The sequence below is a fragment of the Aquimarina sp. Aq107 genome (assembly GCF_943733665.1).
Classification (GTDB): domain Bacteria; phylum Bacteroidota; class Bacteroidia; order Flavobacteriales; family Flavobacteriaceae; genus Aquimarina.
Window position 1 is genome coordinate 1,708,004 of the sequence record NZ_OX030782.1, and the last position, 12,143, is coordinate 1,720,146.

General features: G+C 31.6%; 12 protein-coding genes and 2 pseudogenes. 8 read left to right on the forward strand and 6 right to left on the reverse strand.

Annotated features, from left to right (window positions below; translation table 11 throughout):
- Positions 1-8: 8 nt before the first annotated feature.
- The 4 genes and pseudogenes from NMK29_RS06945 (at position 9) to NMK29_RS06960 (ending at position 3,076) form a co-directional block, all read left to right on the forward strand.
- Positions 9-584 carry a DUF4126 domain-containing protein gene (locus NMK29_RS06945; protein ID WP_108804561.1) on the forward strand — a complete coding sequence of 192 codons (576 nt, stop codon included), beginning with the start codon at positions 9-11 and terminating at the stop codon, positions 582-584.
- Between the two features lie 64 nt (positions 585-648).
- A pseudogene (kdsB, locus tag NMK29_RS23880) lies at positions 649-1,353 on the forward strand (3-deoxy-manno-octulosonate cytidylyltransferase); the annotation flags it as partial.
- A gap of 99 nt (positions 1,354-1,452) precedes the next feature.
- Positions 1,453-2,493 (forward strand): annotated as a pseudogene (locus NMK29_RS23885) (iron-containing alcohol dehydrogenase family protein); the annotation flags it as partial.
- A 25-nt stretch (positions 2,494-2,518) separates the two neighbouring features.
- Positions 2,519-3,076, forward strand: a complete 558-nt coding sequence (locus NMK29_RS06960) for a 1-acyl-sn-glycerol-3-phosphate acyltransferase (protein WP_108804559.1) — start codon at positions 2,519-2,521, stop codon at positions 3,074-3,076.
- On the opposite strand, the gene NMK29_RS06965 is transcribed toward NMK29_RS06960, so the two are convergent.
- The 6 genes from NMK29_RS06965 to NMK29_RS06990 all read right to left on the reverse strand — a co-directional run bounded on the left by NMK29_RS06965 (position 3,073) and on the right by NMK29_RS06990 (position 7,356).
- A complete protein-coding gene (locus tag NMK29_RS06965; RefSeq protein WP_234424307.1) occupies positions 3,073-3,585 on the reverse strand; it encodes a hypothetical protein in 513 nt (170 codons plus the stop codon). The two genes, NMK29_RS06960 and NMK29_RS06965, sit on opposite strands and share 4 nt — an antisense overlap.
- A 102-nt stretch (positions 3,586-3,687) precedes the next feature.
- Positions 3,688-4,413: a YebC/PmpR family DNA-binding transcriptional regulator gene (locus NMK29_RS06970; protein ID WP_027391096.1), complete on the reverse strand. Its 726-nt coding sequence runs from the start codon at positions 4,411-4,413 to the stop codon at positions 3,688-3,690.
- 80 nt (positions 4,414-4,493) lie between these two features.
- Positions 4,494-4,781, reverse strand: coding sequence for a 4a-hydroxytetrahydrobiopterin dehydratase (locus NMK29_RS06975; RefSeq protein ID WP_108804558.1), 288 nt, complete (start codon positions 4,779-4,781; stop codon positions 4,494-4,496).
- A 35-nt stretch (positions 4,782-4,816) separates the two neighbouring features.
- Positions 4,817-5,761 carry a septum formation inhibitor Maf gene (locus tag NMK29_RS06980; RefSeq protein ID WP_108804557.1) on the reverse strand — a complete coding sequence of 315 codons (945 nt, stop codon included), beginning with the start codon at positions 5,759-5,761 and terminating at the stop codon, positions 4,817-4,819.
- 119 nt (positions 5,762-5,880) lie between these two features.
- Complete coding sequence (locus NMK29_RS06985) at positions 5,881-6,468, reverse strand: Maf-like protein (protein ID WP_108804556.1); 588 nt, start codon at positions 6,466-6,468, stop codon at positions 5,881-5,883.
- Between the two features lie 3 nt (positions 6,469-6,471).
- Positions 6,472-7,356: a geranylgeranylglycerol-phosphate geranylgeranyltransferase gene (locus tag NMK29_RS06990; RefSeq protein ID WP_108804555.1), complete on the reverse strand. Its 885-nt coding sequence runs from the start codon at positions 7,354-7,356 to the stop codon at positions 6,472-6,474.
- Between the two features lie 200 nt (positions 7,357-7,556).
- On the opposite strand from NMK29_RS06990, the gene NMK29_RS06995 reads away from it, so the two are divergent.
- From NMK29_RS06995 to NMK29_RS07010, 4 genes are read left to right on the forward strand one after another with little or no spacing between them, the layout of a single operon-like run.
- Entirely contained in the window at positions 7,557-8,744 is a 1,188-nt protein-coding gene (locus NMK29_RS06995) for a S41 family peptidase (protein WP_108804554.1), read from the forward strand.
- Positions 8,744-10,141: a sensor histidine kinase KdpD gene (locus tag NMK29_RS07000; protein ID WP_108804553.1), complete on the forward strand. Its 1,398-nt coding sequence runs from the start codon at positions 8,744-8,746 to the stop codon at positions 10,139-10,141. Before NMK29_RS06995 ends, NMK29_RS07000 begins: the two co-directional genes overlap by 1 nt.
- Positions 10,142-10,143: 2 nt before the next feature.
- Positions 10,144-10,824, forward strand: a complete 681-nt coding sequence (locus NMK29_RS07005; protein WP_027391103.1) for a response regulator transcription factor — start codon at positions 10,144-10,146, stop codon at positions 10,822-10,824.
- Positions 10,825-10,877: 53 nt separating this feature from the next.
- The gene (locus NMK29_RS07010) at positions 10,878-12,101 is read left to right on the forward strand and encodes a serine hydrolase (RefSeq protein ID WP_108804552.1); all 1,224 of its coding nucleotides are present in this window, start codon (positions 10,878-10,880) and stop codon (positions 12,099-12,101) included.
- The last annotated feature ends 42 nt before the right edge of the window (positions 12,102-12,143 follow it).

Consider the following 12,143-nt stretch of genomic DNA (forward strand, 5'->3'; position numbering starts at 1 on the left):
TTTAAGAAATGCAAGAAACAATAATAAGTATATGCTTAGGAGTTGGATTAGCTGCATCTGTTGGGTTTAGAGTGTTTTTACCTTTGTTGGCAGTTAGTTTGGCAGGACATTATGGAGCGATTCCTTTAAATTCTGATTGGGAGTGGGTAGGGAGTAATACGGCTTTAATCGTTTTATCTATAGCTACAGTAGTTGAGATATTGGCTTACTACATTCCTTGGTTTGATAATTTATTAGATACTATAGCGATTCCACTAGCAGCAATTGCGGGAACAGCGGTTATGGTATCAACCGTTGCTAATTTAAGTCCTGTAGTTACATGGGCTCTTGCTATTATTGCTGGTGGAGGAACAGCGGCAACTGTAAAAAGTACAATGGGAGCATCTAGGTTAACATCATCTGCTACAACAGGTGGATTAGCCAATCCTATAATTGCGACAGCAGAAACAGGTACAGCGACAATTATGTCGGTATTATCTGTATTTCTGCCGTTCATAGCAATTATTATGGTAATACTATTGTTTTTTGGTTTAAGAAAAGTTTATAAAAAACTATTCACTCGCTCTTCCAGAAAATCGATTTAAAAAAGTTATTTTTGACCTGCAAAAGCAAGCAATTTTGAACAATACTAACTTAAAAACTATCGCAATGATTCCTGCGAGATACGCTGCATCCCGATTTCCAGGGAAATTAATGCAGGATCTTGAGGGAAAATCTGTTATTTTAAGAACATACGAGGCTGCAGTGAATACTTCATTGTTTACTGAGGTTTATGTGGTAACGGATAGCGAGATTATATTTAAAGAAATTACGGATCATGGTGGTAAAGCCATTATGAGTATTAAGGAGCACGACTGTGGAAGCGATAGAATTGCAGAAGCGGTGGAAAACATGGATATTGATATTGTAGTCAATGTGCAAGGCGATGAACCTTTTACTGAAAGAGAAAGCCTAGAAAAGGTTTTAGAAGTATTTCAGGGAGAGGATGCTGCTAAGATTGACTTAGCAAGTCTTATGACGCCAATGACTGATTGGGATGATATCGTGAACCCAAATAGTGTTAAGGTAATCGTGGATAAAGACGACTATGCCTTGTATTTTTCCAGAGCTCCAATTCCGTATCCTAGAGATAAAGAAATCAGTCATACCTATTTTAAACATAAAGGTATTTATGCATTTAGAAAGCAAGCAATTCTAGATTTTTATCGCCTACCGATGAGGACTTTAGAAGCTTCTGAAAAAATTGAATGTATTAGATATTTAGAATATGGTAAGAATATAAAAATGATAGAGACGCACCATGAAGGTGTGGAAATAGATACCCCGGAAGATTTAGAAAAAGCAAGGAATTTAATTAATAAACAAAATCTTTTGAATAGTACATCTACGGTTACTCCTAAAGTTGAAGAATCCATCCATAAGAATTTTCCTATGGTACCAAGAGTGGTTTTTGGTAAAGGATCTTTTAATCAACTAGGACAAATCCTCTCTTCTGAAAGAAAAAATGGAGCCCCTTTTATCTATCTTATAGATGATGTTTTTGAAAATAACAAAACATTTATAGAAGATAGAATACAGTTATCGGGTAATGATAGCATAGTGTATGTTTCCACAAAAGAAGAACCTAAAACTTCTCAAGTAGATCAATTAGTTTCTGATTTTAAAAACACATACAGTTTTACACCAAGTGGTATTATAGGTATTGGTGGTGGATCCATTATGGATCTAGCAAAAGCAGTAGCTATAATGATGAATAATACAGGAAGCGCTACAGAATACCAAGGTTGGGATCTTGTAGACAATAAAGCTGTGTATCACGTGGGTATTCCAACAATTTCTGGAACAGGAGCAGAGGTGTCAAGAACAACAGTATTGACAGGTCCTGAAAGAAAATTAGGTATTAATTCTGATTTTACACCTTTTGATCAGGTAATTCTAGATCCAGAATTAATACGAAATGTTCCCAAAGACCAATGGTTCTATACAGGAATGGATTGTTATATCCATTGTATCGAATCGTTAAAAGGAACATATCTTAATGCTTTTAGCCAGAGTTATGGAGAAAAAGCGTATGATTTATGTAAAGAAATCTTTCTTGAAGATACGCTCGATAAAGAAGAAGCAGATGCTAAATTAATGATGGCTTCCTGGCATGGTGGAATGAGTATAGCATATTCGCAGGTTGGAGTTGCGCATGCCATGAGTTATGGATTAGCATACGTTTTGGGTACCAAACATGGAATAGGTAATTGCATTGTATTTGATAAGTTAGGAGATTATTATCCAGAAGGAGTGGCACTATTTAAAAAAATGAAGGAGGTTCATGAAATTGAGCTACCAGTTGGTGTTTGTGCGGATGCCACCGAAGAACAATTGGATACAATGGCATCTGTTGCTCTTGGTTTAGTCCCTTTATGGGAAAATGCATTAGGAAAGAATTGGCAGGAACAGATAAATGCGGATAAGCTTAAAGAAATTTATCGTACTTTATAAGTGATCTTTAATACTTAAAGTTATTATGACAAGACTAGCATCTTTTATATTTTATAAAATAATGCGATGGAAGATGATAGGCGATTTTAGTAGTGATACTATTAAAAAATGCGTAGTCATAGCGGTACCTCATACTAGTTGGCATGATTTTTATTTGGGATTATTGATCCGAAAGGTAAATCGAGTAAAAATAAGCTTCATGGGTAAAAAAGAACTTTTTAAATGGCCATTTGGTTGGTATTTTAGAAAAGTAGGAGGGATAGCTTTAGATAGAACACCTGGACAGAATAAAGTCGAAGCAATTGCAAAAGAATTTGAAAAACGTGATGAGTTAAGATTAACTTTAGCTCCAGAAGGAACTAGAAAGAAGGTATCTACTTGGAAAACAGGTTTCTACTATATAGCTATAGCTGCAGAAGTACCTATTATTATGGTTGCTTTTGATTTTGGAAAGAAAAGAGTAGTGATCTCTGATCCCTTTTATCCTACAAATAATCTTGATAAAGATCTACAATTTATGTATGCTTTTTTCAAGGATGTGAAGGGAAAAGTACCTGAATATAGTTTTGAACCAGAAATTTAGAACTTTTCAGTATTTTCCTTTTTAATTATTTCTTTTTTTGGTTCTTTCTTTTTTTCTTCAAGTGCACCAGCTCCAAAAAGCAGTTCAGTACTGGAGAATGTCGTTCCAAAAGTTTTCGCTGCATAGTATACCTGTGATATAGCACTTTCCACTTGTTCTGTTGTAAGTTCTTTTAAAGGATGAACATATGCCGACCAAAGAATGCCATTAGAAATAGCATATTTTACATCTAATGCCGAGTGAAAATTAGCGGTCATAGAATCTAATAATAAATCTTTATCTAAATTTTCAGATTCCATAATCGGAGCTATAATGCGCATTCGATTGTTTTTTTGATCAGTAACACATAGCATTGGAGTATCTTTATATACTAATTGCCAATTTCCGGTGATTCCTGCTAATGTATCTGCTTTTCTGGTAATTATTTCTCTTAATGTTTCATTAGTCATATTTTGAGCCTGAGAAAATTGCATTATCAAAAGAAATGTCAAAAAGATCCATTTTTTCATAATTGTCTTAGTTTTTTGGTTGGTCGAAAAGGTGAATTAAACATAACAAAAAAGACTGTCTTTTATAGACAGTCTTTTCATAAAGTGTTGTTATGCTTTTATTTATTCATCAGAAGAAGATTCTTCCATAGTATGATATACATTTTGTACATCATCATCTTCCTCTATTTTTTCTAAAAGTTTTTCTACGTCAGCAACTTGTTCTGCAGTCAGTTTTTTGGTGACTTGCGGTATACGTTCGAATCCAGAAGATAAAATCTCAATTTCTCTACTTTCTAATTCTTTTTGGATCGCTCCAAAACTTCCAAAAGGCGCATATATTAAAATACCATCTTCATCCTGAAATACTTCTTCAGCACCAAAATCAATAAATTCTAGCTCTAGTTCTTCAGGGTCTAATCCTTCTCCATTGATTCTGAAATTACAGGTATGATCAAACATAAATTCTACAGAACCAGAGGTTCCTAAGTTCCCATCACATTTGTTGAAATAAGATCTTACATTGGCTACTGTTCTATTGTTATTGTCAGTTGCTGTTTCTACCAGAATAGCAATTCCGTGAGGAGCATATCCTTCAAAAAGTACTTCTTTATAATCGCTTTGATCTTTGTCAGAAGCTTTTTTAATGGCACGCTCTACATTATCTTTCGGCATATTTACAGACTTCGCATTCTGTATTACAGCCCTTAAACGAGAATTAGAAGCTGGATCAGGTCCACCTTCTTTTACAGCCATTACAATATCTTTACCAATACGAGTAAATGCTTTGGACATTGCTGACCAACGTTTCATTTTACGTGCCTTTCTGAACTCAAAAGCTCTTCCCATAATCTAAATTTAAAATCTGAATACAAACATAAGTAGAAACAAAAAGTTTCACAAATCGATATTCATTTCTGATTTATATTTTATTCTTCTTCTACAATTCCGTCGATGGCTTTTGCTAATTTAAAGTCATTTTCGGTAACACCATCTGCATCATGGGTAGATAATGAGATGTTAACTACGTTGTATACATTAGACCAATCTGGGTGATGATTTAGTGCTTCTGCCTCAAAAGCTATACGTGACATCGCTGAAAAAGCATCTTTAAAATTTTCGAATTCAAAAGAAGTATGGATTGCATTGTCTTCATATTCCCATCCATCCATTGTTTTTAATCGACTTGTAATTTCTGTTTCGGTTAATTTCATAATTGTATTATTAGTTTAAATAGATCTTTGTAATATAATTAAAGTCCTAATTCTTTTCTTAAAACTTCATCTTTATTACTATTCTTACCCCAATAAGGAGATTTTATACTTTTTAATTTCGTTGCTTTTGTAACTAGTTCTTTGGCATTAGAACCAAAACCACTTTTAAAAGTTTCTGTCCAGCTTTCTATCTCATAAGGGAAAGAAGCGGTAAAAGTGATACTTATGTTTCGATTTAGTTTGAGGTATTCTATAGTATATGTATTATAATTTGCATCTTTTTGCAAGGTAGCTTTCGCATCATATGCCTTAATTTCTTTATGTTTAAGTCTACAGTATTCTAAAGAAGGAATGATTTTTAAGTCTCCTTGTGGTAATTCATTTGGATCAATTCGAATTTTAGCCCATAACTCATTTTCAAGAATGTCTTTGTTTAATTCAAAGTTTTGATCCGCTTCTCCTTGAAAATAAGAGTGAGACGTAAGCTCATACTTTTTTCTGTTATTTAATTGCGCATATACATGACCACACCATTCTTGCATAGAACTTGATATTTTTACAGCATGTTGATTATCAGCAACAGGATAAAAAGTACTTTGCATAATTGAATATGGATATATTCCTGTGTTGAATTTTTTAGTGGCATTTAATTTTAGGACAGGAATATTATCAGAGTTTTGGTAATCCGCTTTTACTTGTTCTTTAGCCAAAAAATCTTCAGTAACATATATTAGTACAGCTTTTCCTTCTCTCATTTCACCATATCTGGCTTGTTCCAATTTGTACGATGTTATTTCTGCATTTCCAGCATACCAGTATTTTTTAAACTCTTCAGAAAGTTCTTTTGTAGGTTTTGTAATTGAAGTTGCATTTTCTGTACTAGTCTTTTCAGTACTTTTAATGTTTTCATCTGCTTTGATATTGCTGCATGCAATAATTACCAAAACACCTAGTATCCCAAAAAGGAGCAATGACTTTTTCATAATATAATTTTTAAGCAATGTAATTATCTAGAATACTTTTTTGGACAAATTTTATTTCAAAATAACATTGATGTGTCCTTATTATTCTATCATATTAGTAAAACTAAATTACGATAATGCTATGATCTGGCAAGTTCTATTAACGTTTCATAAACAAGTTGTATGGGTAATCCCATTACATTGAAATAGCTGCCTTCTATATTAGTAATTCCAATATGTCCAATCCATTCTTGTATTCCATAAGAACCCGCTTTATCTAATGGAGAAAAAGTATCTACATAGTATGTTATTTCTTCACTACTTAGTTCTTTAAAGGTTACTTTGGTAGTTTGATTAATAATTTTGGTAGCCGTTTGAGTTTTAAAACACACTGAGGTAATTACTTCATGAGTTTTTCCTGATAAAGAAGCGATCATGTTTTTAGCATCTGCTAGGTTTTTAGGTTTTCCTAATGCTATATTCTGATGCCAGACAATCGTGTCACTGGTTATTAGAATATCATTTTTTTTTAATTCTGTAAACTCCGCAGCTTTTAGTTTAGCCAAATAATCAGAGATTTCTGCCGCTTTAAGGTGATTGGGGTATATTTCATTTACTTGTTTTAACTGAATTGTAAAATCTAAATCTAAATCTTTAAAAAACTGTTGTCTTCTTGGAGATCCTGATGCCAGAATTAGGTCATAATCTTTTAATACTTGTTTAAGCATTTCTTATTTTAGAATAAATTGATAAAGTAATAGAGATAATGAGGCTAAGAATAGCACAATTTTTAATATAAGGCTTAAGGTTTTAAAATCTTTATTGCTTTCTGCTCCCCAACTTTTAAACATAAAATATAGTAGAGGTGCAACGAGTAACCCCAAAACTATGATGACAGCAGTAGAATTATTGAATAAATATGTATATACATAATAAATAATCATACCTATTGGTAGTATCGTTAGGCCTCCAATTAATTTTGCGGTACGATCTTTTCCTAAACTAATTGGTATTGTCGGTAAACCTGTATTGTGATCTCTATCAACATGCAAACAGTCTTTTACAATTTCTCTAATAGTAACAATTATAAAAGCAAAAATGGAATAGTCTACAACAATTAAAAAAATAACCTTTTGTGAAGCTCTATTTTGCTCAGTAATAGCAGGAAGCAAGTCAAAAATAGTCACAGCTATCAATCCCAAAGCCATAAGAATACCAATAATGATATTTTTTAAAACTAATATTTCTTTTAGATAGGTAGTATAAATATAAAATATACCTGATACCACTATAAACAAAGCAGCTAATTTGGGTATTCCGATGATATTAGATAAATAAAAACCAATACCAACTCCTATAACATTAAATATTATAAAAAGACGGTTTAAGACTTTTTCAGATACAATCGTCTCTGATTGTTCTTTATCCTGAATATATAACATAACATTTGCTGCGGCCACTAAAGAAATAGTGGAAATAATTAAAAGCGAAATTCCGAATGCATTTAGCGTAACGTCTATATCAAACGGTTCAAAAAGACCATATTTAATAAATAATTGTGCTAAGGCTATAAGAATGAGATTATCAAATTTAATCAGCTTTAAATATGCTTGCATATGGGATTGGTTTGATTTGTTCGCAAATGTAGTAATTAATCTTTTTTGAGGCAGTATTAACTTAACTTCTTCATGTCCTTATTTTATAGGGTTGTAGGGCTTTATTAACGTTAATGGTCGGTTAACGATGCTTAATTCCTCGTTTTGATAGATGGTATCTTATAAATTTGATCTCATCAACAATCAAAAAACGAATAGTAATGTTTAGAATCATCATCATTTTATTAGTAACCTATAGTTCTATTGCGCAGACCAAGTATCAAAAAGACTTTGATTATTACTGGAATACAGTTGATAAATATTTTGCATATTTTGATACTCAGCAAGTCGATTGGAACGAAGTAAGAAGGATTTATCAACCTTCTGTGGACACGATTCAAAATGGTGATGATTTTATTCGTTTATTAGAAATGACTAATAATGAGTTGTTTAATGGTCATGTAGGTCTTAATACTAATTTGAATTCTTCTAGCAGAATGCTGCCTACAGGTACAGATATTTGGGTTACCTACGAAAATAATAAATATACTATATCAGCCATTAGAAAAGGTTTTCTTGCAGAAAAAGCAGGATTAGCAATAGGAATGGAGGTGACGGCATATAATGAAATTATAATTTCAGAAGCTGTAAAAAAGTTTTTACCCAAAAGTGTTAGTGTACATACTAATAAAATGTATGAATATGCAGCAAATCTTTTATTGGCCGGAACACATAATACTAAAAGAAGTATTAATGTTAATGGCTCATTAACATTCAATATTGAAAATGTAAAGAATAAGAATGTTACAGAATTATTGGCTTCTAAAGTGATAAATGATAATATTGGTTATATTAAAATCAATAACTCCTTAGGAAATAACAATACTATTAAAGCTTTTGATGAAGTAATGCAGAATCTTCAGGATACCAAAGGTATTGTTTTAGATCTTAGAGATACCCCTAGCGGAGGTAACACAACAGTTGCTAGAGCTATTATGGGATCTTTTATAAGTAAAGAAGCACCCTATCAACAACATAATTTTATTTACGAAAAAAGATTGTTTGATGTAGAAAGAAAAACAATCGAGCTAGTTTCTCCTAGAGGAAAAACATATAAGAATACTTTGGTAATTCTTTGCGGTCGATGGACTGGTAGTATGGGAGAAGGTATAACAATTGGATTTGACGGACTAAATAGAGCAGAAATAGTTGGTACTGGTATGGGTGATTTATTAGGAGCAATTTATCAATATACACTACCAGAAACTAAAATTGGATTTCAATTTCCGGTAGAAAAGTTATTTCATATAAATGGGATTCCTAGAGAAGATTTTATACCAAAACATTATATCTTAGATTCTCAAGATCAATTGCAAAAAGCTATTGATATCATCAATACATCTTTATAATGAAGAAAAAGATAAACATACTGATCACAACATCCGCCATGGCGTTAATAGCATTATGTGCAATACAGGCGTATTTGATACATAATACCTATCAATTAAAAAAAGATGTCTTTATCAAAGAAACTAAAAAAGCCATTAGTAATATAGATAATACTGTAGAGATGGATTCTTTGGCAGAGGCATGGTATGTTTACTTAAGTGAAAATCTAATAGAATATAAGAAGAATAATATCCAAAAGAAAGAAGCATTGAATAGGTTTAGACCTATAACAGATTCTCTAAATCATTTATTTGTAGATTATTATAAAAAGGAAATTGCAAATAGGAATTTAGAATACGATATACAATATAAAAAGGATATTAAAAGTATTGTAATTTTTGATGGAGAAGAGATGGATTCTATTTTTTCGGCATCAAGTGGAGAAAATGTTTATTCTTTTGGAGAAAAGTTTCCTAAAGAAGATGAAGTAGTGATGAGTAAAGCTCGTTGGTTTACTGATATGGACTATGAAAATGAAATAAATAATGATATGATAAATGTTTCATTAGATATAGAAGTGAGAACAGTAGATTATATCAATATTATAGGATGGAAGAAGATAGTATTTAAGCAGATGGCAACATTATTTATTTTCTCTATTCTTTTATTCCTTTTTGTAGTAAGTCTAATGTTTTATTCCATTAGAAACCTAATTCGTCAGAAAAAACTAGCGGATATAAAAACAGATTTTATTAATAACATCACTCACGAACTTAAGACTCCTATGGCTACTCTAGGTATTGCTACTAAGAGTTTAAAGAAAGCTGAAATACAGAATTCTCCAGAAGCATTTTCTAATACGTTGGACATTTTAGACCGTCAAAATAGCAGGTTGCAGAAGTTAGTAGATCAAGTGGTAACGAATAGTTTAGGATCCGAAGAAATAATACTTAACAAAGAAGAAATATTAGCAGATACTTATTTTAAGAATGTTTTAAAGGATTTTGAATTATCTGTTCAGGATATGGATGTTACCGTAAGTTCTAAGATCGAGTTTAGAGAAGTATATTTTAGTATTGATAAGTTTATGTTTACCACAGCATTACTTAATATTCTGGATAATGCAGTGAAATATGGTAAAGAAAAAGTGGATATAGTCTTTAGAACCTATCTTAAAGATGATATGTATGAGATCTCAATCCATGATAATGGAATTGGAATTTCTGAAAAAGAGCAACGTAAAATTTTTGAAAAGTTTTATCGTATTACAAAGGGAGATATCCATGATGTAAAAGGCTTAGGGCTAGGGCTTTTTTTTACTAATCAAATTGTAAAGGCACATCAAGGTAATATCAAATTAGAAAGCAAGCAAGATTTAGGGACAACGTTCACAATAACAATACCGACAAAAATATAATTATGAAGCATATATTATTAGCAGAAGATGATTTTGATTTCGGAAGTATTTTAAAACAATATTTAGAGCTTCATGGATACAGTGTAGTTTGGGCTCAGGATGGGAAAGAGGCTTTACAAGTATTCTCCGAAAAACAGTTTGATATATGTGTGTTTGATGTAATGATGCCAAAAATGGATGGTTTTACATTGGCAGAAAAAGTAATAGAAATCAATCCAGAAGTTCCATTTGTTTTTCTAACAGCTAAGAAAATGAAGGAGGATAAAATACGTGGATTAAAATTGGGAGCTGATGATTATATAGTTAAACCTTTTGAAGCTGATATTTTAGTTTTAAGACTTCAAAATATTTTAAAAAGATCTCAGAGAATTGAAACTATTCGCGAAGAAGTTATCACAATTGGTAATTATAAGTTTGAGGCAACTAATCACTGTCTAACACTACATGGAGAACGACAGAAACTTACAGAAAAAGAAACAGTTTTGATTCAATATTTATATGATCATAAAAACACCATGATCAAAAGAGAAAATTTATTAAAAGACGTTTGGGGTAATGATGACTTCTTTTCAGGTAGAAGTATGGATGTGTTTATTAGTAGGTTACGAAAATATTTTAAACAGGATAATAAAATAAAAATAGAGAGCGTAAGGGGAGTAGGGCTCACCTTTAATTTGGAATAATTAGAGCCCATCAATCATCAATCATCAATCATCAATCAAAAAAACGAATAATTATGAGAACAATAAGTATCTTTCTGTGTCTAATAGTGTCATACTGTATTAGTGCACAAACATCAGTAAATGAGTTGGATAGAAAAATAGATTCTATATATAAGACTAGTAAAATAGCTGGTTTTGGAGTTTCTATTATGACACCTGATCAAATATTATATCAAAATGGATTTGGTTATGCTGATTTAGAAACTAATAAAAAATATACTGTAAATACAATACAAAATATTGGTTCTGTTTCCAAGACTTTTATCGGAATCGCTTTAATGAAAGCTATAGAACAAGGGAAGTTAACAGTGGATACTCCAATAAATGATGTTTTGCCATTTGAAATTAATCATCCTAGGTATCCACAAATTCCAATTACTGTTGAGCATTTGGCTACGCATACATCTTCTATATTAGATACCGACGCCTATGAAAAGAGTTATGTTATAGAAAATGCAGTAGTACTCAATAAAGAAAGCTATACTAAAAAAGAACGTAAAGAATTGGAGTTAATGAGCTCTAATAAGACATATAGTTTAGAGAGTTTTCTTAAAAATCATTTAACTCCAGAAGGAGAATGGTATGAAAAAAGTAATTTTTTAAAACATCAACCGGGAGATAGGTATGAGTATTCCAATATTGCATCTGCATTATTAGCCTATATAATAGAAATAGCCACTGATATGTCATTTCCGGAGTATACGCAAAAACATATTTTGGATCCATTAGGTATGAATAATTCCGGTTGGTCGGATGAATCTATTTACCAAGGACATCGTGCTTCTACCTATACAGAATCGGGAAATATTATCCCTAAATATAAATTAATTACATATCCTGATGGAGGATTTAAAAGTAGTATCAAAGAATTATCTATGTATCTACAAGGTCTTATGAGAGGATATTACGGAGAAGATAATATACTTAAAGCTACAGCATTTCAGAAAATGATGTCTGCTAAATTAACTAAAGAGCAGTACAATACTAAAAAGGAATTAAACGATAACTACGGATATTTTTGGGAAGTTTCTCCTTCTGGAAAAATGGGGCATAATGGCTCGGATCCAGGGATATTAACCTTGATGTATTTTAATAAAAAAGAAAAAGTAGGAGCTATTTTTTTTATGAATACTTCTTTAGAAGAAAGCAAGGAGATTATACGTTCCGTACAACAAATATGGAATACAGTAAAAGAATTCAAAAAAGATTATATCAATACGCTAAGCATTGGTGAGTGACCAATAGAGTTTAAATAATATTGTCAATATTCAAAACTACTG